The sequence below is a fragment of the Aeromicrobium panaciterrae genome, assembly GCF_031457275.1.
Classification (GTDB): Bacteria; Actinomycetota; Actinomycetes; order Propionibacteriales; family Nocardioidaceae; genus Aeromicrobium; species Aeromicrobium panaciterrae_A.
In genome coordinates this window covers 1813944-1837546 of record NZ_JAVDWH010000001.1, presented here as the reverse complement: position 1 = coordinate 1837546, position 23603 = coordinate 1813944, and the positions used below count along the sequence as shown (strand labels likewise).

General features: G+C 64.5%; 21 protein-coding genes. 14 read left to right on the top strand and 7 right to left on the bottom strand.

Going from position 1 to position 23603, the window contains the following annotated elements; translation table 11 throughout:
* Positions 1–33: 33 nt before the first annotated feature.
* Complete coding sequence (locus J2X11_RS09475) at positions 34–690, bottom strand: MBL fold metallo-hydrolase (RefSeq protein ID WP_309969950.1); 657 nt, start codon at positions 688–690, stop codon at positions 34–36.
* A 126-nt stretch (positions 691–816) separates the two neighbouring features.
* Between J2X11_RS09475 and uvrA the strand changes: the two genes are divergently transcribed.
* From uvrA to J2X11_RS09420, 11 genes are all read left to right on the top strand, one after another.
* Positions 817–3672 (top strand): excinuclease ABC subunit UvrA, encoded by a 2856-nt coding sequence (gene uvrA / locus J2X11_RS09470; RefSeq protein WP_309969947.1) that lies wholly within the window; start codon positions 817–819, stop codon positions 3670–3672.
* A gap of 9 nt (positions 3673–3681) precedes the next feature.
* Positions 3682–4623, top strand: coding sequence for a DUF808 domain-containing protein (locus J2X11_RS09465; RefSeq protein ID WP_309969945.1), 942 nt, complete (start codon positions 3682–3684; stop codon positions 4621–4623).
* 29 nt (positions 4624–4652) lie between these two features.
* Positions 4653–6596 carry an excinuclease ABC subunit UvrC gene (gene uvrC / locus J2X11_RS09460; protein ID WP_309969942.1) on the top strand — a complete coding sequence of 648 codons (1944 nt, stop codon included), beginning with the start codon at positions 4653–4655 and terminating at the stop codon, positions 6594–6596.
* Positions 6593–7453, top strand: coding sequence for an RNase adapter RapZ (gene rapZ / locus J2X11_RS09455; protein WP_309969939.1), 861 nt, complete (start codon positions 6593–6595; stop codon positions 7451–7453). Before uvrC ends, rapZ begins: the two co-directional genes overlap by 4 nt.
* Positions 7450–8409: a gluconeogenesis factor YvcK family protein gene (locus J2X11_RS09450; RefSeq protein ID WP_309969936.1), complete on the top strand. Its 960-nt coding sequence runs from the start codon at positions 7450–7452 to the stop codon at positions 8407–8409. The genes rapZ and J2X11_RS09450 overlap by 4 nt, the downstream gene beginning before the upstream one ends.
* Positions 8410–8448: 39 nt before the next feature.
* The gene (whiA, locus tag J2X11_RS09445; protein ID WP_309969934.1) at positions 8449–9429 is read left to right on the top strand and encodes a DNA-binding protein WhiA; all 981 of its coding nucleotides are present in this window, start codon (positions 8449–8451) and stop codon (positions 9427–9429) included.
* Between the two features lie 76 nt (positions 9430–9505).
* On the top strand, positions 9506–10510 hold the full coding sequence (gene gap / locus J2X11_RS09440) for a type I glyceraldehyde-3-phosphate dehydrogenase (RefSeq protein ID WP_309969931.1): 1005 nt from the start codon (positions 9506–9508) through the stop codon (positions 10508–10510).
* A gap of 3 nt (positions 10511–10513) precedes the next feature.
* Positions 10514–11704 (top strand): phosphoglycerate kinase, encoded by a 1191-nt coding sequence (locus tag J2X11_RS09435; protein ID WP_309969928.1) that lies wholly within the window; start codon positions 10514–10516, stop codon positions 11702–11704.
* Between the two features lie 2 nt (positions 11705–11706).
* Positions 11707–12510 (top strand): triose-phosphate isomerase, encoded by an 804-nt coding sequence (tpiA, locus tag J2X11_RS09430; RefSeq protein ID WP_309969924.1) that lies wholly within the window; start codon positions 11707–11709, stop codon positions 12508–12510.
* 16 nt (positions 12511–12526) lie between these two features.
* Positions 12527–12763: a preprotein translocase subunit SecG gene (secG, locus tag J2X11_RS09425; protein ID WP_309969921.1), complete on the top strand. Its 237-nt coding sequence runs from the start codon at positions 12527–12529 to the stop codon at positions 12761–12763.
* Complete coding sequence (locus J2X11_RS09420; protein WP_309969916.1) at positions 12763–13116, top strand: RNA polymerase-binding protein RbpA; 354 nt, start codon at positions 12763–12765, stop codon at positions 13114–13116. The genes secG and J2X11_RS09420 overlap by 1 nt, the downstream gene beginning before the upstream one ends.
* Here the strand turns inward: J2X11_RS09420 and pgl are convergent.
* The 6 genes from pgl to tkt are packed head-to-tail and all read right to left on the bottom strand — an operon-like array spanning position 13113 to position 21110.
* Entirely contained in the window at positions 13113–13811 is a 699-nt protein-coding gene (gene pgl / locus J2X11_RS09415) for a 6-phosphogluconolactonase (protein WP_309969912.1), read from the bottom strand. The genes J2X11_RS09420 and pgl overlap by 4 nt on opposite strands.
* Positions 13808–14707 carry a glucose-6-phosphate dehydrogenase assembly protein OpcA gene (locus J2X11_RS09410; RefSeq protein WP_309969909.1) on the bottom strand — a complete coding sequence of 300 codons (900 nt, stop codon included), beginning with the start codon at positions 14705–14707 and terminating at the stop codon, positions 13808–13810. The genes pgl and J2X11_RS09410 overlap by 4 nt, the downstream gene beginning before the upstream one ends.
* 2 nt (positions 14708–14709) lie before the next feature.
* Positions 14710–16227: a glucose-6-phosphate dehydrogenase gene (gene zwf, locus J2X11_RS09405; protein WP_309969907.1), complete on the bottom strand. Its 1518-nt coding sequence runs from the start codon at positions 16225–16227 to the stop codon at positions 14710–14712.
* Positions 16224–17819 (bottom strand): glucose-6-phosphate isomerase, encoded by a 1596-nt coding sequence (locus J2X11_RS09400; protein ID WP_309969905.1) that lies wholly within the window; start codon positions 17817–17819, stop codon positions 16224–16226. The genes zwf and J2X11_RS09400 overlap by 4 nt, the downstream gene beginning before the upstream one ends.
* A gap of 3 nt (positions 17820–17822) precedes the next feature.
* Positions 17823–18911, bottom strand: coding sequence for a transaldolase (tal, locus tag J2X11_RS09395; RefSeq protein ID WP_309969900.1), 1089 nt, complete (start codon positions 18909–18911; stop codon positions 17823–17825).
* Between the two features lie 27 nt (positions 18912–18938).
* Positions 18939–21110, bottom strand: a complete 2172-nt coding sequence (gene tkt / locus J2X11_RS09390; RefSeq protein ID WP_309969898.1) for a transketolase — start codon at positions 21108–21110, stop codon at positions 18939–18941.
* A gap of 183 nt (positions 21111–21293) precedes the next feature.
* On the opposite strand from tkt, the gene J2X11_RS09385 reads away from it, so the two are divergent.
* From J2X11_RS09385 to J2X11_RS09375, 3 genes are read left to right on the top strand one after another with little or no spacing between them, the layout of a single operon-like run.
* A complete protein-coding gene (locus J2X11_RS09385; protein ID WP_309972324.1) occupies positions 21294–22223 on the top strand; it encodes a heme o synthase in 930 nt (309 codons plus the stop codon).
* A gap of 16 nt (positions 22224–22239) precedes the next feature.
* The gene (locus J2X11_RS09380) at positions 22240–22503 is read left to right on the top strand and encodes a hypothetical protein (protein WP_309969896.1); all 264 of its coding nucleotides are present in this window, start codon (positions 22240–22242) and stop codon (positions 22501–22503) included.
* A complete protein-coding gene (locus J2X11_RS09375; protein ID WP_309969893.1) occupies positions 22490–23593 on the top strand; it encodes a hypothetical protein in 1104 nt (367 codons plus the stop codon). Before J2X11_RS09380 ends, J2X11_RS09375 begins: the two co-directional genes overlap by 14 nt.
* Positions 23594–23603: the final 10 nt, after the last annotated feature.

The window sequence follows — 23603 nt, the reverse complement described above, 5'->3', positions numbered from 1 at the left end:
GGGCGAGGATGCGCCAGTCGAAACCCGTACGAGCTACCAGCCTCGTTCGCGCCATTCGGCGAGCTGCGGGCGCTCCACCCCGAGCGTGGAGTCGTTTCCGTGTCCTGGGTAGAAGTGGGTGTCATCCGGGAAGCGGCCAAAGATCTCAGACTCGACGTCGTTGATCAGGCTGACGAAGGCATCCGCATCGCCGAAAGTGTTGCCGACGCCGCCGGGAAACAGTGAATCGCCCGTGAAGAGATGCACGATGCCGTCGGGGTCGTCATACGCGAGGGCGATCGAACCCGGCGTATGGCCGACGATGCCGATGACCTCGAGCTCACAGGAACCGACGCGTACACGCGCACCGGTCTGCACGCGTACGTCGACCGGAACAGGCAGAGCGTCGGCGTCTTCCTCGCCCGCGACTGTCTCGGCGCCCGTCGCGTCGACGACTGCTTCGAGTGCCTGCCAGTGGTCGAAATGCTGGTGGGTCGTGATGACACGAGCGAGGCCGCCATCGCCGACCAGCGCGAGCAGCGTGTCTGCCTCGTCGGCTGCGTCGATCAGCGCCTGCTCGCCGGTGAGATTGCACTTGAGCAGGTACGCGTTGTTCGACATCCCGCCGACCGCGACCTTGGTGATCTGCAGGTCACCGGCCTCCTGGACATCTGCTGGACCGCCGACCTCGACCTCACCTGTGTACGCCATGCAGGGGAGCATACGAGTCCACAGCATCGTCTCGGGACGCGCCTTTCGGAATGTTTCTGTCAGGACCCGTCGTTACGATGGTGGCCGTCAGCAGACTGCCCACATCTCGACCTCCCAGGGGAACAAGTGACCGACCGCCTCGTCATCCGTGGCGCACGTGAGCACAACCTCAAGGATGTCTCTCTCGACCTCCCACGAGACTCGCTCATCGTGTTCACCGGCTTGTCCGGTTCGGGCAAGTCATCGCTGGCATTCGACACGATCTTCGCCGAGGGACAGCGCCGCTACGTCGAGTCGCTCTCAGCGTACGCACGCCAGTTCCTGGGCCAGATGGACAAGCCGGACGTCGACTTCATCGAGGGCCTGTCACCGGCCGTCTCGATCGACCAGAAGTCCACCAGCCGCAACCCGCGCTCGACCGTCGGCACGATCACTGAGGTTTACGACTACCTGCGCCTGCTCTACGCCCGTGCCGGCCGGCCGCACTGTCCCGAGTGCGGCGAGCCCATCGCTCGGCAGACACCCCAGCAGATCGTCGATCGCATCATGTCTGGCGACGAGGGCACTCGCTTTCAGATTCTCGCGCCGATCATCCGTGGTCGTAAGGGGGAGTACGGCGAGCTGTTCCGCCAGCTGCAGTCCCAAGGGTTCAGCCGCACGATCGTCGATGGCGAGCTGCACATGCTTGCAGATGAGCCGCCCAAGCTGGAGAAGCAGAAGAAGCACACGATCGACGTGGTGGTCGACCGTCTGCAGGTCAAGGACACGATGCAGCAGCGGCTCACTGAGTCGGTCGAGACCGCGCTCAACCTCGCTGATGGTCTGGTCATCGTCGATTACGTTGATTTGTCCGACGACGACCCCAACCGCACACGTCGATTCTCCGAGAAGCTCGCCTGCCCCAACGACCACCCGCTCGCTGTCGACGAGCTGGAGCCGCGATCGTTTTCGTTCAACGCACCGTTCGGCGCGTGCCCCGAGTGCCACGGACTCGGCACCCGCATGGAAGTCGACCCCGAGCTGGTCGTCCCCGACGAGAGCAAGTCGCTCAACGAAGGCGCGGTGTCGCCGTGGTCGTCCGCGCATGTCGCCGACTACTACTCGCGGATCATTGGCGCGCTCGCCGAAGAGCTCAAGTTCAGCGCTGACACCCCGTGGGGCGACCTGCCGGAGAACGTACGCGAGGCGGTCCTGCACGGCCACCCGACCAAAGTTCACGTCAAGTACAAGAACCGCTACGGCCGCGAACGGTCTTATTACACGGCATTCGAAGGCGCGATCACGTACCTCGAACGACGTCACGACGAGACCGACTCCGAGACAAACCGTGAACGGCTTGAGGGCTTCATGCGCGAGGTTCCGTGCCCGACCTGTGGTGGCACTCGACTCAAGCCGGTCATCCTCGCTGTCCAGCTCAACTCCAAGGAGCTGGGCCCCAAGAACATCGCCGAGGTGTGCGCGCTCTCGATCTCTGACGCCGCGACCTACCTCGGCACGCTTGAGATGACCGATCGCGAGCTGCAGATTGGCGAACGCGTTCTCAAGGAGATCAACGAGCGACTGCGCTTCCTGCTCGATGTCGGTCTGGACTACCTCGCGCTCGATCGCGCTGCCGGATCTCTGTCCGGTGGTGAGGCTCAACGCATCCGTCTCGCAACCCAGATCGGCGCCGGCCTGGTAGGCGTCCTCTACGTCCTCGACGAGCCCTCGATTGGCCTGCACCAGCGCGACAACCACCGACTGATCGAGACGCTGCTCCGGCTTCGCGACCTCGGCAACACGCTGATCGTCGTCGAGCACGACGAGGACACGATCCGTGCCGCCGACTGGGCAGTCGACATCGGCCCCGGAGCTGGCGAGCACGGCGGACAGGTCATCGTCTCCGGACCAGTCAAAGAACTGCTCGAGAGCAAGGACTCCGTCACCGGCAAATACCTGTCCGGGCGTCTGTCGATCCCGCTGCCCGAGAAGCGCCGCCCAAGAGTCGAGGGTCGCGAGCTCACGGTTCACGGCGCCAAGGAGCACAACCTCCAGGACATCGACGTCACGTTCCCGCTCGGCATGTTGGTTGCCGTCACCGGTGTCTCCGGCTCGGGCAAGTCGACTCTGGTCAACGACATCCTCTACACGCAGCTCGCCCGCACGATCTACGGCGCTCGTACGATCCCGGGCCGACACCGGTCGATCAGCGGACTCGACGAGGTTGACAAGGTCATCCACGTCGACCAGTCACCCATCGGTCGTACACCGCGATCCAACCCGGCGACCTACACCGGGGTCTGGGACCACGTCCGCAAGCTGTTCGCGCAGACGCCCGAAGCCAAGATGCGCGGCTACCAGCAGGGCCGGTTCTCGTTCAACGTCAAGGGCGGCCGCTGCGAGGCCTGCTCCGGCGACGGAACGATCAAGATCGAGATGAACTTCCTCCCAGACGTCTACGTCGCTTGCGAGGTCTGCCACGGAGCTCGCTACAACCGCGAAACGCTTGAGGTGCACTACAAAGGCAAGACGGTCGCCGATGTTCTCGACATGCCGATCGAGGAGGCTGTCGAATTCTTTGAGGCCATTCCTGCCATTGCCCGCCATTTGCGCACGCTGGTCGACGTGGGGCTCGGGTACGTACGGCTTGGTCAGTCAGCTCCCACGCTGTCAGGCGGTGAGGCGCAGCGCGTCAAGCTGTCTGCCGAGCTCCAGAAGCGCTCCACCGGTCGAACGGTCTACGTACTGGACGAGCCGACCACCGGTCTGCACTTCGAGGACATCCGCAAGCTTCTCGGCGTACTCGGCCGCATCGTCGACTCTGGCAACTCGGTCATCGTCATCGAGCACAACCTCGACGTAATCAAGACAGCCGACTGGGTGATCGACATGGGACCCGAGGGCGGCAGCGGAGGCGGTCTGCTGATCGCTGAGGGCACGCCTGAAGACGTCGCCAACAACCCGGCGAGTCACACGGGCGAATTCCTCAAGCCGCTCCTCTAGGCTCATCGCATGGCTGGAGGACTGGCAGCACTGCTCGACGACATCGCGGTACTCGCGAAGACCGCTGCGGCATCCATTGACGACGTCGGGGCCGCTGCTGGTCGAGCGAGCGCCAAAGCAGCGGGTGTCGTGGTCGACGACACTGCTGTGACGCCGCAATATGTCCAGGGCGTTGCGGCCAAACGCGAGCTGCCGATGATCCGCAGGATCGCGATCGGCTCCATCCGCAACAAGATGCTGTTCATCCTTCCCGCGGCCCTTCTGCTGAGCGAGTTCCTGCCGGACCTGCTGACGCCTCTGCTGATGCTTGGCGGCACCTACCTGTGCTTCGAGGGTGCCGAGAAGATCTTTGAGCGCCTGTCCGGCCACGGGCCGGAGGCCGAGGAGACGCAGGCGTCCGACTTGACCCCTGAGGAGGAGAAGACGCTCACCTCCGGCGCAATCCGCACCGACTTCATCCTTTCGGCCGAGATCATGGTGATCGCGCTCAACGAGGTTGCGGACGAGTCCTTTGTGTCACGACTGGCGATCCTCTCAGTCGTCGCGATCGCCATCACGGTGCTCGTCTACGGCGTGGTTTCGGTGATCGTGAAGATGGACGACATCGGGCTCGCGCTCGCCCAGCGCAAGTCGGCGGCCTCCCAACGCTTCGGCGTGGGGCTCGTTAGGGCGATGCCCAAGGTGCTCGGCACAATCTCGGCCGTCGGCATCGTGGCGATGCTGTGGGTGGGAGGTCACATCCTGCTCGTCGGCGTCGACGACCTCGGTTGGCATGGGCCATACGAGCTGGTGCACGACCTGGAGCACAACGTCCATGACGCCCTCGGTGGCTTCGGAGCCGTTGGCGGATGGCTCACCAACACTGCGTTGTCAGCGGTCGTGGGCGCCGTCGTGGGCGCTGTTGTGGTCACGGCGATGCATCTGGTGCCGCGACGCCGCGGCGCGCACTGACTGTCGTACTGACCTCGTAGGCTGGCGGCGTGGCAGACCCCGCAAGTTATCGACCGGCGCAGGGGGAGATCCCGACGGCGCCAGGCGTCTACCGCTTTCGCGATGACGCCGGGCGGGTCATCTATGTCGGCAAGGCCAAGTCGCTCCGACCACGTCTGAGTTCCTACTTCCAGGACGTCTCGGGCCTGCATCAGCGCACCCAGCAGATGGTGCTCACCGCGAGCTCGGTCGACTGGACCGTCGTCGACACCGAGGTTGAAGCCCTGGCTCTCGAATACTCGTGGATCAAGGAGTTCGACCCTCGATTCAACGTCAAGTACCGCGACGACAAGTCCTACCCATGGCTCGCAGTCACGGTCAGCGAAGAGTTCCCTCGCGTCACTGTGATGCGAGGCGCCCAGCGCAAGGGTGTTCGCTACTTCGGTCCATACGGCCACGCATGGGCGATCCGCGACACGGTCGACACACTCCTGCGCGTCTTCCCCATGCGTTCGTGCTCACAAGGTGTATTCCGGCGAGCGGCAGCGATCGGGCGTCCGTGTCTGCTCGGAGACATCGGCAAATGCGCAGCGCCCTGTGTTGGACGCGTGAGCGCAGACGAGCACCGCGCGATCGTCGACGACTTCCTCGCATTCATGGGCGGTCAGACCGCCGGCTTCACCAAGCGCATCGAAAAACGTATGCGCGAGGCGTCTGATGCCGAGGAGTTCGAGCTCGCTGCCAAGCTGCGTGACGATCTGGCGGCGATGCAGCGCGTACTCGAGAAGCAGACCGTCGTGCTTGGCGACGGCACCGACGCCGATGTGCTGGGCTTCGTCGACGACCCGCTCGAGGTTGCCGTACAAATCTTCTCCGTACGAGGTGGACGCATCCGGGGCCAGCGAGGCTGGGTTGCTGACAAGACGGATGAAGCCCCGTTCAGCGACCTCGTGCAAAGCGCGCTCATGACGCTTTACGAAGACGCCATCCCGTCGGCAATTCCGAGAGACGTTCTCGTACCGACGCTCCCGTCCGATGCCAACATCGTCACCGAGTTGCTCAGCGAACGTCGCGGGGGACCGGTGACGATTCGAGTTCCGCGCCGTGGTGACAAGCGGGCGCTGATGGCGACCGTCGAGCAGAACGCCAAGGAGTCGATGGTCCGCCACAAGATGAAGCGGTCCTCCGACCTGACGGCGCGCAGTCTTGCTCTGGAGGAGATCCAGGAGGCGCTTGGCCTCCCGACTGCACCCCTGCGCATCGAGTGTTACGACATCTCCAACCTGGGCGAGACAGAGACCGTGGCATCGATGGTCGTCTTCGAAGACGGCCTGCCGCGCAAATCCGAATACCGCCGTTTCACGATCCGCCACGAGGGTCAGAGCGACGTGGCGGCGATGCACGAGGTCATCACTCGCCGATTCAGCCAGTTGCTCAGGGCCCGCGAGGGCAATGACGAGGACGGGCCCGGCATTGATCCCGAGACCGGCAAGCCACGACGCTTCGCCTACACGCCGGCGTTGGTCGTCGTCGACGGCGGTCCGCCACAGGTTGCCGCAGCCAAGGCGGCCATGAGCGAGCTGGGCATCAGCGACATTGCGTTGGTGGGCCTGGCCAAACGGCTCGAAGAAGTGTGGATGCCCAATGATCCGGACCCGGTGATCATGCCGCGCACCAGCGAGGGCCTCTACCTCCTGCAGCGGATTCGCGATGAGGCTCACCGTTTCGCGATCACTCATCACCGCGCACGCCGCAGCAAGTCGATGATCGACAGCGTGCTCGATCCCGTGAGCGGACTCGGGCCGACGCGACGCAAAGCGCTGCTCAAGACGTTCGGCTCGGTAAAGAAGCTTCGCCAAGCGAGTGCAGAAGAGATCGCAACTGTGCCCGGCATCGGTCCGGCTACGGCACAATCCATCGTGGAGGCACTCGCAGCGGGCGAGTCCTCACCGGCCGTCAACACCGCGACCGGCGAGATCCTGGAGGACCGTTGACCACGTTGTCGGAGATCGTCGTCGTCACCGGTATGACCGGCGCGGGGCGCGGCTCGGCAGCCAAGGTCCTGGAGAAGCTTGGCTACTACGTCGTCGACAACATCCCGCCCACGCTGATCAAGGCTGTCGTCGATACGGCAGAGGCGTCCGAGTTTGAGCAGCTCGCCGTCGTGGTCGACGCACGGTCCCGTGAGTTCTTCTCCCGCCTCGTCGAGGAGCTCGAGGATCTCCGCGAGCGCGGAGTCAGCGCGCGCATCCTCTACCTCGAGGCATCTGATGAGGTCCTCGTACGTCGCCAGGAGGCCGCGCGTCGGCCTCACCCGTTGAGTCGTGAAGAGCGACTCATGGACGGGTTTGATCGCGAACGCGAGTTGCTGAGACGCATACGCGGGCGTGCCGACCTGGTGCTCGACACCACCAACCTCAACGTCCATCAGCTGGGGCAGCGCATCCGTGCAGCCTTCGAAGACCCGACCAGCGGTGGTCTGCGTGCCTCGGTGATGTCATTCGGCTTCAAGTACGGGTTGCCGATCGACGCCGACATGGTCGCCGACCTTCGATTCCTACCCAATCCCTACTGGGTTGATGAGCTGCGCCCACTCAGCGGTCTCGACGAGCCCGTCCGTGACTTCGTCCGTAGCCAGCCGCTGTCCGAGCAGTTCCTCGAGAAGTACGACGAGCTGGTCGCGATCCTGACCGACGGTTACCTGCGCGAGGATCAGCACTTCCTGTCGATCGCCCTCGGCTGCACCGGTGGGCGACACCGCAGCGTTGCCATGGCTGAGGCGCTGGGCGAGCGACTGCGAGCCCACGGCGTACGAGTTCTCGTCGTCCACCGCGATCTGGGGCGCGAATGACCGGCGCCACGCCTGAGACGTCGCATCCCAAGATTGTTGCCTTGGGAGGCGGACACGGCCTTGCGGCGAGTCTCGCGGCTCTCCGTCACCTGACACGCGATCTCACAGGTGTGGTCACCGTTGCCGACAACGGCGGGTCGTCCGGGCGCTTGCGCGAGGAACTCGGCATCCTGCCGCCGGGCGACCTACGTATGGCACTTGCGGCTCTGTGTGGCGACGACGACTGGGGTCGTACCTGGGCTGGCGTCCTGCAGCACCGGTTCACCAGCGAAGGACCGTTGAAGGACCACGCAGTCGGCAACCTGCTCATTGCAGCGATCTGGGATCAACTCGGCGATCACGTGGCCGGTCTTGATCTCGTCGCTGAGCTGCTGGGTGCTCAGGGTCGGGTACTGCCGATGGCCGCCGTGCCCCTCGACATCGAGGCCGATGTGCACCTCAGGTCTGCCCCCGATCGGTTGACCGTCGTGCGCGGCCAGTCGCAGGTTGCTTCAGTCGACGGACAGGTCGTGAGTGTCCGGCTCGATCCGCTCGATCCGCCTGCCTGTCCCGAGGCCGTGGCAGCCGTCAAGGATGCCGACTGGATCACCGTTGGACCCGGCTCGTGGTTCACGAGCGTCATGCCGACGCTGTTGGTGCCGGAGCTTCGCGATGCACTGGTCAGCTCCACGGCCCAACGCGTACTGGTGCTCAACCTGGGCGAGCAAGCCGGCGAGACCGAAGGACTCACCCCTGTCGACCACCTCGAGGTGCTGGCGGCGCACGCACCTGAGCTGGGGCTTGACCTCGTCATCGCCGACACGTCGCTCGTCGACACCCGTGGCAACCTTGAGGCAATGGCTCGATCACTCGGTGCGAAGCTCGTCGTCGCGGAAGTTGCGACGTCGCCAGGCTCTGACCAGCACGACCCAATCAGGCTCGCAGCCGCGTTCAGTCGCGCCATGAAACAGGCATAGAGTGACCCCGGGAACATCGACGGATAGAGGTTCAACCCGATGGCAATGACTGCTCAGGTGAAGGCAGAGCTCGCCAACACCGCGATCACCAAGTCGTGCTGTCGCAAGGCAGAGGTCTCGTCGATCCTGCGATTCGCTGGCGGCCTGCACATCGTTGCCGGACGCATTGTCATTGAGGCTGAGCTCGACACCGGAGCTGCCGCACGCCGTCTCCGCAAGGACATTGCCGAGGTCTACGGGCATGACAGCGAAATGCTCGTCATGCAGAACGCTGGCATCCGCAAGGCCACTCATTACGTCGTACGTGTTGCCAAGGACGGCGACGCCCTGGCTCGCCAGACTGGTCTGATCGATGCGAGCGGCCGCCCGATTCGTGGCCTGCCTCCTCAGGTCGTATCCGGTTCCTCCTGTGACGCCGTCGCCGCCTGGCGTGGCGCCTTCCTCGCCCATGGATCGCTCACGGAGCCGGGACGTTCGTCGGCCCTCGAAGTCAGCTGTCCTGGCCCAGAAGCCGCTCTCGCTCTGGTTGGCGCTGCCCGCCGCTTGGGCATCAGCGCCAAGGCACGCGAAGTCCGCGGCATCGATCGCGTCGTGATCCGTGATGGTGAGGCCATCGGAGCGCTTCTCACGCGCCTCGGCGCACACGAGTCGCTGTTGGCCTGGGAAGAACGACGTATGCGTCGCGAGGTCCGCGCCACAGCCAACCGCCTGGCCAACTTCGATGACGCCAACCTTCGTCGCTCGGCGCGCGCAGCAGTTGCCGCCGGAGCGCGAGCGCAGCGTGCACTCGAGATCCTCGGCGACGAAGTCCCCGACCACCTCAAGATGGCCGGCAGTCTGCGCGTGGAGCATCGTCAGGCGAGTCTCGAAGAGCTCGGACAGCTCCACGAGCCCGCGTTGACCAAGGACGCGATCGCTGGCCGCATACGCCGCCTCCTCGCGATGGCGGACAAGCGCGCCGAGGAACTGGGCATCCCTGACACCGAGTCGAGCCTCAACGAAGAGTCTCTCGCCGAGTAGGTGACTCGCGGGTAGCAGAAGCACCTCGGTAGAGTGAGGTCGTTACCCACACCAATCCCGCAGGAGACCCGTCCCCGTGACTGTTCGCGTAGGCATCAATGGATTTGGCCGCATCGGCCGCAACTTCTTCCGTGCGGCCCGCGCCGCCGGAGCAGACATCGAGATCGTCGCCGTCAACGACCTGACGGACAACAAGACGCTCGCCCATTTGCTCAAGTACGACTCGACTCTCGGCCGTCTCGACGGGGACGTGACGTATGACGACACGTCGATCTCCGTCGACGGCAAGTCATTCGCCGCTTTTGCTGAGCGCGATCCTGCCAAGCTCGACTGGGCTGCTGTTGGCGCCGACATCGTCATCGAGTCCACGGGCTTCTTCACCGACGCGACCAAGGCCAAGGCCCACGTCGACGGCGGTGCCAAGAAGGTCATCATCTCCGCACCTGCGAAGAACGAGGACGCCACGTTCGTCATGGGTGTCAACCACGACACGTACGACGCCGACGCGCACACGATCATCTCCAACGCCTCGTGTACGACCAACTGCCTCGCGCCGATGGCTAAAGCTCTGAACGACGGTCTCGGCATCGAGCGTGGACTCATGACCACGATCCACGCCTACACGGGTGACCAGAACCTGCTGGACGCTCCGCACGACGACCTGCGTCGCGCCCGTTCGGCGGCCGTCAATATCGTCCCCACCTCAACGGGTGCGGCCAAGGCCGTCAGCCTCGTTCTGCCCGAGCTCAAGGGCAAGCTCGACGGCTTCGCCTTCCGTGTCCCCGTGCCGACCGGCTCGGCGACGGACCTGACGTTCACAGCATCGCGCGAGACCACCGTCGAAGAGGTCAACCAGATCGTCAAGGCCGCAGCAGAGGGCCCTCTCAAGGGCTTCCTCGTCTACACCGAGGACCCGATCGTGTCGACCGATATCGTGACGGATCCTGCGTCGTGCATCTTCGACGCCGGCCTCACCAAGGTGATCGGCGACCAGGTCAAGGTTGTCGGCTGGTACGACAACGAGTGGGGCTACTCCAACCGCCTCGTCGACCTCACGGTCCTCGTCGGCACCTCGCTCTGACCTGTGAAGACGATCAGCGACCTGGGTGACCTGCGCGGCAAGCGCGTGCTCGTCCGAAGCGACCTCAACGTCCCTCTTGACGGTACGACGATCACTGACGACGGCCGCGTACGCGCGAGCATCCCGACGATCGTTCAGCTCGCCGATGCAGGCGCCCAGGTGCTGGTCGTCGCCCACCTCGGTCGACCTGAGGGCAAGCCAGACGCGAAGTATTCGCTGGGGCCGGTAGCCACCCGCCTGGGTGAGCTCATCGAGCCGCAGGTCTACTTCGCCACGGACACCGTTGGCGACGACGCGAAGAACCAGATCGCGAGCCTCGCCGACGGCGATGTGCTCGTGCTGGAGAACGTACGGTTCAACGCTGGCGAGACCAGCAAGGACGATGACGTACGCGGAAAGTTCGCTGACGAACTGGCAGACCTCGCAGATGTGTTCGTGTCCGATGGTTTTGGCGTCGTGCACCGCAAGCAGGCCAGCGTCTATGACATCGCCACGCGCTTGCCTGCCGCCGTTGGTGGACTGGTCGAGGCCGAGGTCAAGGTGCTCAAGCGCCTCACCGCGACACCGGAGCGGCCCTACACGGTCGTTCTGGGCGGTTCGAAGGTGTCCGACAAGCTCGGCGTCATCGACAACCTGCTCGACAAGGCTGACAACCTGTTGATCGGTGGCGGAATGGTCTTCACCTTCCTCAAGGCGCAGGGCCACGAAGTCGGCAAGTCGCTCCTCGAAGAGGACCAGCTCGACATCGCGCGCGACTACATCACTCAGGCTGAAGCCAAGGGCGTCAAGCTCGTGCTCCCGACCGACATCGTGGTGGCTCCGGAGTTCAAGGACGCCAACGCCTCGACGGTTGCGGCCGACGCGATCCCGGCCGACCAGTTGGGCCTCGACATCGGTCCTGACAGCGGTGCGGCGTTCGCTGAGCTCATCAAGGGCTCGAAGACGGTGTTCTGGAATGGCCCGATGGGTGTGTTCGAGATGTCGTCCTTCGAGGCTGGCACTCGTGCGGTCGCACAGGCGCTCACTGAAGTCGATGGCCTGTCGGTCGTCGGTGGCGGTGACTCGGCCGCAGCGGTACGACAGCTCGGCTTCGAAGACTCAGACTTCGGTCACATCTCCACCGGTGGTGGAGCAAGTCTCGAATACCTCGAGGGCAAGACGCTCCCGGGCCTCGACATCCTTGAAGGGAACTGATCATGGCCGCAGCGCGAAAGCCACTGATGGCAGGCAACTGGAAGTCCAACCTCAACCACCAGGAAGCCGTGGTTCTCGTCCAGAAGCTCGCGTGGACGTTGCAGGACAAGAAGCACGACTACGAGAAGTCCGAAGTCGTTGTGATCCCTCCGTTCACCGACATCCGCAGCGTGCAGACTCTGGTCGACGGTGACCACCTGGCGATCGGCTACGGCGCTCAGAACGTCTCCGAACACGATGGCGGCGCCTACACCGGCGAGATCGCGGCATCGATGCTCGCCAAGCTCGGCTGCTCGTACGTCGTCGTCGGCCACTCCGAGCGCCGCGAATACCACGGCGAATCAGACGCCCTCGTCAACACGAAGGCCGCCAAGTCGCTTGCCGCTGGCATGACGCCGATCGTGTGCGTCGGCGAAGGTCTCGAGGTGCGTCAGTCGGGCGAGCACGTGGCCTACACGCTGGCTCAGATCGACGGATCGCTCGCCGGATTCAGTGCCGAGCAGATCGCGTCGCTGGTCGTGGCCTATGAGCCCGTATGGGCAATTGGCACCGGCGAAGTTGCTACTCCCGAAGACGCGCAGGAGGTCTGCGCGGCGATTCGTGCGCGAGTTGCCGAGACCTGGTCTGCCGATGCTGCAGACTCATTGCGTATCCTTTACGGCGGATCAGTGAAAGCGGCGAACATCGCCGCCATCATGGCGAAGTCGGACGTCGACGGAGCCTTGGTCGGCGGTGCAAGTCTCCAAGCGGAGGAGTTCGCCGGGATCGCTCGGTTCTACGACATGCCGGATCTTTCCGGCGCCTGACAACGAAGGTCCACCCGTGATTTTGACGTTCTCCATAATCCTCACGATCAGCAGCCTGCTGATGATCGTGCTGGTTCTCATGCACAAGGGCCGTGGGGGTGGCCTCTCCGACATGTTCGGTGGCGGTGTCTCCAGCTCGTTGGGCGGCTCGTCCGTTGCTGAGCGCAACCTTGACCGCATCACGGTCGGCATCGCTGTCGTCTGGGTCGTGTGCATCTTCGCACTCGGCCTGCTCCTGAAGGTGAGCAACTAGTGGCAGCAGGCGCGATCCGGGGCAGCCGCATCGGGGCTGGACCCATGGGAGAAGCAGAGCGCGGCGAATCAGCTCCGCGCCAGTCGGTCTCGTACTTCTGCATGAATGAGCACACGACCGTCCTTCAGTTCGCTGTCGAGGCCGAAGCGCCCGAGACGTGGGACTGCCCGCGCTGCGGACTTCCTGCAGGCGTCGACGCCGAGAACCTCCAGTCGGCTCTCAAGGTTGCGCCCTACAAGACGCACCTCGCCTACGTGAAGGAGCGCCGTTCCGAGACCGAAGCGGCCGAGATCCTCACCGAGGCCATCGAGATGCTGCGCACCAAGCGCAAGACCGGCGAAGTCATCTTCTAAAGTTGCGAAGCCGCTGCTTCATCGAGCAGCCACAGCGTTTCCGTCGCGCCCGTCACTCCGGTGGCGGGCGTGTCGTCGATTGTGCCGTCACCCAGTGCGCGTGCCACAGCTGCCGCCTTGCCGTCCCCTGAAACCAGGAACCACACGGCATCGGCGTTGTTGAGCGCTGAGAACGTCATCGTGATGCGCTCCGGCGGCGGCTTGGGGGAGCCGAAGACCTCGACGACCCGGCGCTCGGTCTCATGCAGTTGAGCGAAACCGGGGAACAGCGATGCGACATGACCATCGGGACCTACGCCGAGGAGCACAACGTCGAACGGATCCCGCGGGAGCTTGTCGCCGTACCCATTGGCCGCGTCGGCCATGCTGAGGTCGCACCCATGCGCAGGCATCGAATGAATGTGCTCCGCCGGGACTTCCAATCGAGTCAGGAAAGAATCCCTGGCCTGCTGATCGTTGCGATCGGCATGACCCTCCGGAACGAATCGCTCATCGCCCCAGTAGAAGTCGACGTTGTTCCAGTCGACCGCACCTGCCTCGAACGCTTCGTAGATCGCGATCGCGATCGTTCCGCCGGTGAGGACGACGCTCGGCCGCCGACCGGTTGCCTGTACGTCCGCGATGCGGATCGACAGGAGTGAGGCAACTGTCGATGCCAGGGTTGCCGCGTCGGGTACGACCTCGACGCGCCTCATGACTTGAGGAGGTGGCGAATGGTCGCCTCGTAGATGTCGTCGGAGTCCAGGCGGCGCAGATCCTCGGCAAGCAGTTCAGCGAGCGTACGAGCTCCGAGTGGCACCTCACGAGGCGAGGAGCCCGGCACGCTGAAGTGGCAGGACGTCGGGCCGATGCGTTCGATCCGCACGTCGCCCGCCGTGGAATGCAGCACGACGGAGGAGATCTGCTCGATATCGCCCTTGCGGAGCGAGATCGGCACTTTGAGGCGACTTTCGAGCCATGCGACAAGCAGAGTCGCTGCTGGGTTGCCCGTACCAGCGACCACAGTGCCGCCGGTGACCCTGCTGGTGGATTGGTCGAGGGCAGCAGCCAGAAGGGCACGCCACGGCGTCAGGCGGGTCCAGGACAGGTCCGTGTCGCCTGGAGCGAACTCGCGCGCGACGGCCTTGAGCGAGCGAATCGGCGAGTCGGTTGCCTCGGCGTCGGTGAGCCGACGCTGGGCCAGTTGGCCGATGGCATCCGCCGACGGCTTCGTTGGAGGCTTTCCGGGCCACCAGACCACCACGGGGGAGTCGGGAAGGAGGAGAGGCAGCACGACGGACTCTGCGTGCTTGGTGAGCTCACCGGAGATGCGCAGCAGAATCGACTCACCTGATGAGTTCTCGCCGACGCGCACCTTGGCGTTGAGTTCGGCGGCTCCACGGCCATCGCCCAGGATCACGCCGATTACGCGGGACGGATGCTCGCGCGACAAAGTTGTCGCGGTCTTGAGTGCTTCACCAACGTTGTGATCGTCTGTCACGACGAGCAGCGTGAGCACCATGTCCATCGCTGGACTGCCGGCGGCACGACGGGCCTTGACGAGGGCGCGAGCGATGCGCGCCGCATTGGTCTTCTCGAGTGCGATCTCCATGACTAGGGACGCCTCCAAGCTCGGCCATCGCGTTCGAGCATCTTGTCGGCGGACACCGGACCCCATGTACCCGAAGGATAGGTGTCGACCGACTTCTGCTTGCTCCAGTGCTGGATCACGGGGTCGAGGATCTCCCAAGCAAGCTCCACCTCTTCGCGATGCGGGAACAGCGGTGGATCGCCGAGCAGCACGTCGAGGATGAGTCGTTCGTACGCCTCGGGGCTGCTCTCGACGAAGGCGCCGCCGTAGGCGAAGTCCATGTTGACGTCGCGGATCTCCATCGTCGTACCGGGCACCTTGGCTCCGAAGCGCAATGTCACGCCTTCATCGGGCTGGATACGCATGACGAGCGCGTTCTGGCCGAGCTCCTCAACGTCGTGCTTGCTGAATGGCTGGTGCGGGGCCCGCTTGAAGACGACGGCAAGCTCGGTGACTCGACGGCCCAGACGCTTGCCGGTACGCAGGTAGAACGGCACGCCAGCCCAGCGGCGGGTGCTGATGTCGATACGCATCGCGGCGTACGTCTCGGTGGTCGAGCCCTTGGGGATGCCCGCCTCCTCGTGGTAACCGAGCACCTTCTCGCCACCGGCCCAGCCACCTTCGTACTGAGCGTGAGCCGTGTGGAGGTCGATGCGGGCGGGAGGGCGCGCGTTGGCGAGGATCTTCTGCTTCTCGATGCGCAGGCTCTTGGCGTTGAACGAGACGGGTTCTTCCATGGCGATCAGAGCCATCAACTGGAGCAGGTGGTTCTGGATGACATCGCGCGCTGCACCAATGCCGTCGTAGTAGCCGGCGCGGGATCCGATGCCAATGTCCTCGGCCATCGTGATCTGTACGTGGTCGACGTAGTGGTTGTTCCAGATCGGCTCGAACATCCCGTTGGCGAAACGGAACGCCAGGATGTTCTGGACGGTCTCTTTGCCGAGGTAGTGGTCGATGCGGAACACCGACTGGCTCGGGAAGACGTCGGCAACGATTTGGTTGAGCTCCTGGGCCGAAGCGAGGTCGTGCCCGAACGGCTTCTCGATGACGACGCGACGCCAACCCTGTGACGACTCAGCAAGTCCGTGCTTCTTGATCTGGGAGACGACAACCGGGAAAAGTCCGGGCGGGATCGACAGGTAGAACGCGTGGTTGCCGCCTGTGCCCTGCTGCTCGTCGAGCTCCTTCATGGTCTTGCCGAGGCGTTCCCAGGCGTCATCATCGTCGAATTCGCCTGGAACGAAGCGGATGCCAGCAGCGAGCTGCTTCCATACGGTTTCGCTCCACGCCGTACGCGCGCCGTCCTTGGCTGCCTGCTTGATCATCTTCGAGAACGCCTGCTTGCCGAAGTCCTGGCGCGCGAAGCCGACCAGGGCGAACCCGGGCGGCAACAGGCCGCGGTTGGCGAGGTCATAGACCGCGGGGATGAGCTTCTTCTTGGCGAGGTCGCCCGTGACGCCGAACAGGATCAGGCTGCAAGGCCCGGCGATCCGGGGGAGTCGGCGGTCGCGAGGATCGCGGAGTGGGTTGGTAGTCACTCGTCGCCCTTGCCCGCGAGAACTGTGCGAAGCAGCCGCAGACCAGCCGGTACGTCCTTGAGGTGCAGACGTACGACGGGGCGTCCGCGCTCCCGCAAAACCGCCGCGTCACCTGCTGCTTGCGACTGGATGAACGAACCGAAGGTGAACTCGCGGCCTGGCACTTCGAGGTCTTCGACGGGGTCACCGGTGACCTGAAGGAAGACTCCAGTTCCGGGGCCGCCCTTGTGATACTGACCTGTCGAGTGGAGGAATCGAGGACCCCAGCCGAAGGTGGTCGGACGTCCGGTCCTTTGCGCGACGATCTCACGCGCGCCAGCGAAGTCGGCGTGGTCAAAGCGGTCGAGGTAGACCTGCAGGGCGACATAGCCATGATCTAGGTCCAACTGGCTGAACAGTGAGCTGACCGCATCGGCCACGGTGGTGCCCTCGGCGCCGTAGACGTCGATGCCATCAGCGGTGAAGTCGGGTGTGGGCACTTCTCCCGCGCCACCGAGCATGTCGCGTGCGGCCTGCTTAGCGCTCTCGACGTCAGGTTGGTCGAACGGGTTGATGCCGATGACACTGCCGGCGACAGCTACGGCCGTCTCCCACACGAGCATTTCTGCGCCCAAGGCAGCTCTGATCGCGATGCCGTACCCGGACTGAGCTTCGGGTGCGTCGTCGGCGTCGATGGAAAGCAGAATCGAGTCAGCGGTGCTGGGGTTGAAGTTGACGGCGTTCTCGAATGGAACGACGACAGGCAGGATTCCCTTGCCGTTCTTGCCCGTCGACTCGGCGACGAGTTGCTCGATCCAATCGCCGAAGCCGTGCCTCGACTGATCAGCCATCACAAGCTTGTCGACGCGGTGACGGTGGGCGACGCCGAGCAGAACGCCGAGTCGGAGCGCCGGGTTGTCGGCACCGTCCAGTGCGACGTTGTCCTGCACCGACGCTGCCTGGTCGAGGAGCTCGCCGACGTCGGCCCCAGCAAGACCGCTCGGGACGAGGCCAAATGCGGTGAGTGCGGAGTAGCGGCCACCGACGTTGGGATCAGCGTGGAACACGCGATATCCGGCGGCGGTAGCTTCCTTGTCGAGCGGCGAGCCCGGATCCGTCACGACAATGATGTGGTCGGTGGGAGTGAGGCCCGCCTCTGTGAACGCCTTCTCGTACGCGCGTCGCTGGCTGTCAGTCTCGATCGTGCCGCCTGACTTGCTGGCAACAACGACGATGCTGCGATCCAGCCGGTCTGCGATGGCTGACCGCACCATGTCGGGCTGGGACGAATCGAGGACGGTCAGCGGCACGCCGTACGTGTGACAGATGACCTCGGGCGCCAGCGATGATCCGCCCATGCCACAGAGAACAACGTGGTCGAGTCCCCTGGCGCCGAGGCTGTCACGGAGCTCAATGATCTCCGCGATGAGCGGACGGGACGACTCAGCGAGCCCAGTCCAGCTCAATCGGATCGAGGCCTCCGAAACCGCGTCCGGACCCCATTCGGTCGGATCGTTCTCGGCGATGCGTGAGGCGATCCCACTGTCGATGGCGTTCTTCAACGCACCTTCGTACTCGTGCTGCGATGGCGCGGTGAGGAAGAGCTCGACCACGTGTCAGGCCTTGTCGAGCTCGTTGGAAACGGTCTCGAGAAGTTCTGCCCATGAGGCATCGAACTTGTCGAGTCCCTCGACCTCGAGCAGCTCGACTACTTCGTCGTAGCTGATTCCTACGGCTTCAAGATCGGCGATCACCTGGCGTGCGTCGTCATACGTGCCGGTGACGGCGTCGCCATGAAGCTCGCCGTGGTCAGCGAACGCCTGGAGCGTCTTCTCGGGCATCGTGTTGACCGTGTTGGCGACGACGAGCTCGGTGACGTAGAGGGTGTCGGAGTAGGCCGGATCCTTGACGCCGGTCGATGCCCACAGCGGACGCTGTGCGTTGGCGCCCTTGGCGGCGAGAGCCGCAAAACGGTCTGAACTGAAGACCTCTTCGTACGCCTCGTAGGCGAGACGAGCGTTGGCGACGGCCGCCTTGCCGCGAAGCGGGCTGTCGTCTGCGAGGCGCTTGTCGACTTCCGAGTCAACGCGGCTCACGAAGAATGACGCAACGGAGTGGATCTTCGAGAGGTCCTTGCCATCGGCGACCGCTTCCTCGAGTCCGTCGAGGTAGGCATTCATGACGCCGCGGTAGCGATCGAGCGAAAAGATCAGCGTGACGTTGACGCTGATGCCGGCAGCGATGGACTGGGCAATGGCCGGCAGTCCTTCGACCGTGGCGGGGATCTTGATCAGAGTGTTGGGCTGTCCGACCTTGTTCCAGAGCGTCTGTGCCATGGCGACTGTTGCATCGGTGTCGCGTGCGAGACCGGGCTCGACTTCGATCGACACCCGTCCGTCAGCACCGTTCGTGGCGTCGTAGACCGGGCGAAGAATCTCGGCGGCGTCCTTGACATCCTTGGTGGTGAGCTCGAAGACCGTGGTGTCGACATCGGCACCGGCAGCCTTGAGCTCTTTGATCTGAGGTGCGTACTTCTCGCCATCCGAGAGCGCCGAGGCAAAGATCGAAGGGTTGGTGGTCACGCCGACCACTCCGGACTCATCGATGAGCTTCTGGAGGTTGCCGGTCTCGATGCGTTCGCGCGAGAGGTCGTCGAGCCAGATCGAGACTCCGGCATCGGCGAGGGCCTTCAAGCGGTCGTTCATGGTGTCTCCTTGGTGAGGAATCAGACGTCAGTGTGGGGCGTCAGGGTTATCAGAGGGGCCGACTGCTCCAGCGGGTCGCGCATGGAACGGTGCGGTAGGTGCAGCTCCTGCTGCGGCGATCGACTCGCGAGCGGCCGCGGCAACGGCGTCGGGCGTGACGCCGAACTTCTCGTACAACGTCGCGAAGGCAGCCGAGGCGCCGTAATGCTCGATGCTGACGATGCGGCCGGCGTCGCCGACCACGTCGCGCCAGCCGAACGCCACGCCAGCCTCAACCACAACACGAGCGCGCAGGCCAGCCGGGATGATGTTCTCGCGGTATGCCTCGTCCTGCTGCTCGAACCACTCGCGGCACGGCATGGAGACGACGCGGGCCTTGATGCCTTCGGCAGCGAGCAGCTCGCGTGCCTTGACGGCAATCTGCACTTCGGAGCCCGTACCGACGAGGATCACGTCGGGTTCGCCGTCGGTGTCGAGGAGTGTGTATGCGCCCTTCGACGTCAGATCGGCACTGGCGAAGCCGTCAGTACCGCGCGGGAACGTCGGAACGTTCTGACGGCTCAGAGCCAATGCAGTCGGACGGTTGGTGATCGCGAGAACCGCCTTCCACGCAGCGACCGTCTCGTTGGCATCCGCCGGGCGGATGACGTCGAGGCCGGGGATCGCCCGCAACGCAGCGAGATGCTCGATGGGCTGGTGTGTCGGTCCGTCCTCGCCGAGTCCGATCGAGTCGTGGGTCCACACGTACGTGACGGGCAGCTCCTGCAGAGCCGCCAGGCGTACCGAGGGGCGCATGTAGTCGCTGAACACGAGGAACGTTCCGCCGTACGGGCGAGTGGGCCCGTGAAGGGCGATGCCGTTGAGCACCGCACCCATCGCGTGCTCACGGATACCGAAGTGCAGGACGCGGCCATAGAGGTTGCCCTGGAACGACTTCGTCGAATGCTCCGGGGGCAGGAACGACGGCTCACCCTTGGGCGTCGTGTTGTTGGAGCCCGCGAGGTCGGCAGAGCCACCCCACAGCTCAGCAAGCTTCGGCGCAGCGGCCGTCAGGAACTCGCCCGACGCGACGCGAGTCGCGACGCCCTTTTCGCTGGCCTCGTACGTCGGCACGTCGGCGTCCCAACCCGCGGGAAGAGTGCGGCTGTTGAGGCGGTCGAGAAGCGCCGCGCCATCAGCGTGCTTGGTCTTCCACGCGTCGAAGGATGCCTGCCATTCGCTCTGCAGGTCATTGCCGCGCGTACGGGCTGCCTGCGTGTGCGCCAGCACGTCGTCGGCGACCTGGAAGGCCTGGTCGGGATCGAAGCCGAGCAGCGTCTTGGTCGCAGCGATCTCATCGGCGCCCAGAGCGGAGCCGTGTGAGGCGCCGGTGTTCTGCTTGGTCGGTGCGGGCCAGGCGATGATCGTGCGGAGCTGGATGAAGCTCGGCTTGTCGGTGACCGCCGCAGCTGCCTGGAACGCGTCATAGAGCGCCTGGACGTTCTCGACGTAACCGGTGCCGCCGTTGGTCCAGTCGATCTTCTGCACGTGCCAGCCGTACGACTCGTAGCGCGCAGCAACGTCTTCGCTGAAGGCGACGTTGGTGTCGTCCTCGATCGAGATGTGGTTGTCGTCGTACAAGACGGTCAGGTTGCCGAGCTTCTGGTGGCCGGCGAGCGACGAGGCCTCAGAGGCGATGCCTTCTTCGAGGTCACCATCAGAGGCGATGACGTAGATGTCGTGATCGAACAGGCTATGTCCAGTGACCGCGTCCGGATCGAACAGGCCGCGCTCGCGGCGAGCAGCCATGGCCATACCGACTGCGTTGCCGACGCCCTGGCCCAGCGGGCCAGTCGTGACCTCGACGCCGGGCGTGTGGTTGTGCTCCGGGTGGCCTGGAGTGAGGCTGCCCCACGTACGAAGTGCCTTGAGGTCGTCAAGGCTCACGTCGTAGCCGGCGAGGAACAGCTGGATGTACTGGGTGAGGCTCGAGTGACCGCAGGAGAGGACGAAGCGGTCGCGGCCGATCCAGTGCGGATCGGCGGGGTTGTGGCGCATGAGCTTCTGGTAGATCAGGTAGGCCGCAGGGGCCAGGCTCATCGCGGTACCGGGGTGTCCGTGTCCGGCCTTTTCGACCGCATCGGCGGCGAGGAGGCGGGCGGTGTCCACGGCCTGCTTGTCGAGGTCAGTCCAGTCGAGTGGGGTGGGGGCTGTCGTCACAGCTCGGGCTCCTGAATCGTCGATCACGGGCGTCGGCCGGCCATGCCCAACCGTCGGTGACGACACTACTCGCGTGGCCCACGTCCCGCGCAGGTGCGTGGTGCTGATGAGACCTGACATTCCAAGTCCCAACCGTCGGTACGTCGCCGGTCGGGTAGCACTAGACTCACCCTCGTGACTGCCGTGCATGTGACGCCGACTGAGGGCGTCGATCAACCCACCGTGCTGCCGGCCTCCCGTCGTGACGTTGTCCTCTCGTACATTGCGCTGACGAAGCCGCGCATCATCGAGCTGCTGCTCCTGACGACCGTGCCTGTCATGTTCCTGGCGGCACAGGACGTGCCGCCGCTGTGGCTCGTCGTTGCCACGGTTGTCGGCGGCACTCTGTCGGCAGGTAGCGCCAACGCCCTCAACTGCGTTGTCGACGCCGACATCGACCAGCTAATGCGCCGCACCTCACGCCGACCGCTTCCGCGCCACCAGGTCTCGACGAATGGCGCGCTCTACTTCGGTCTCGCGCTGGGCGTCGTATCGACTGTCTGGCTGTGGACCCTGGTCAACCCGCTCTCGGCGATGCTGGCTCTCGCAGCGAACGTCTTCTATGTCATCGGCTACACGATGATCCTCAAGCGCCGTACGACCCAGAACATCGTCTGGGGAGGCGCCGCGGGCTGCTTCCCGGCCCTGATCGGCTGGACGGCCGTGACCAACGAACTCGCCTGGGCTCCGGTCGTGCTCTTCATGGTCGTGTTCTTCTGGACTCCGCCGCACTTCTGGGCTCTGGCGATGCGCTATCGCGAGGACTACGCCGCCGCGAGTGTTCCGATGCTCCCGTCGGTGGCCAGCTCGGACGAAGTGTCACGGCAGATCGTCATCTATTCCTGGGTCATGGTTGCGACATCACTGCTGCTCTGGCCCTACACCGGTTGGTTCTACCCGGCGATGGCCATCACGCTCGGCATCATCTTCCTGATCGAGGCGTACGACCTTCGCTCGCGCGCCCGTGACACCGAGGATCTTTCGATCATCAAGCCGATGCGGCTCTTCCACTTCTCCAACGCGTACCTCGCGCTGCTGTTCGTCGCGGCCGCCATCGACCCGTTCGTCAAGTGATCGCTGGGGCCTTCGCATGAACGCGGTGGGCAAGGGCATCATGGCCTTCTTCGGCGGGGTCGGTGTGCTGATGGTCCTCGTTGGCCGCGAGTTCGAGGATCGTGGGGGACAGGCCGGCGACGCCGCGAGCGTCTTCGTCCTGATCGGCATGATCTGGACCGGCGTGGCTCTCCTGTTGCTTGCCCTGTTCGTCCTCGTCGGACGATCAACGGCCCGCAACGCGGCGCGTCAGGCCGAGCAGCTCCGGGACCCGACGGAGGGCTCAGATGGCTCTGCATGAGCTGAGCCCCAAGGCCTACAGGCTGGTCGAAGCAGCGCGCTCGACAAACCTGAAGGAGCGATTCTTCATGCGCTATGCGCGAGTAGGACTGCGCGGACTACTGGCTGACACCAATCGCGTCGCAACCTGGGACAGAGTGCCCGGGGAGGCGGCACTGGGCGGCTATGCCTGGCAGCAGGGTGACTTCCGGACCAAACGCTGGATCCCGCAGGGCATCACCACCTCGTCCGACGCGTTCGGACCCGATCCGACCGCCGGAACTGTCGGCGGTCGTCATCTCGTGCTCGTCAGCTGGTACGCCCGCAACCTCTGGGGCTTCTTCTTCGGCTCCCGGATCTCGGTCATGGATTGCACCGACGAGACCCACGCGCCCTACCGGCACGTCCTGCTCGTCAATCCCCGCCGACTGTTCGGGATCAACTGGCTCACCACAATTCGGGTCCACGCTGGCGGCATCGTTTGGTACGGCCAGTACCTCTACGTGGCAGGCGGACAGCACGGCATCCGGGTGTTCCGACTCGACGACCTCGTGCGCGTTCGCAATCGCCTTCGTACCAAGACCTACCGCTACGTGCTGCCGCAGTTCACGGCCTACGACGCTGATCATGACAAGGCGGTCGGCGAGATGATGTATTCGTTCATGTCGCTCGACCGCTCCGGAAATCAGGACCACCTGATCGCGGGGGAGTACGGACGCAAAGGCGGTAGCCACCGCTTGATGCGCTTCCCGCTCGATCGTGAAACGGAGCTGCTCCGACGCGACGACCGCGGGTGGGCGGTGCCAGCCGAGCTGTACGACCGTCAGGTCGAGCGTATGCAGGGCGCCACGCTGGTCGACGGGACGTGGGTCATCACCGCGAGCAACGGCAAGGGCAATCCCGGCGACCTGTGGGTCGGACGCCCCGGCGATTACGTACAACACGCCGGCGTCCTCCCAACTGGTCCCGAGGACATTGCCTACTGGCCTCAGCGGCGACAGCTCTGGACGCTGTCCGAGTGGCCCAAACTTCGCTGGGTCTATGCGATCGACGCTGAGAAGTGGGCAAAACCGGCTGCTCCGGCCGATGGTCCTGACCCGCACGACAGCTGACGGAGTCCTT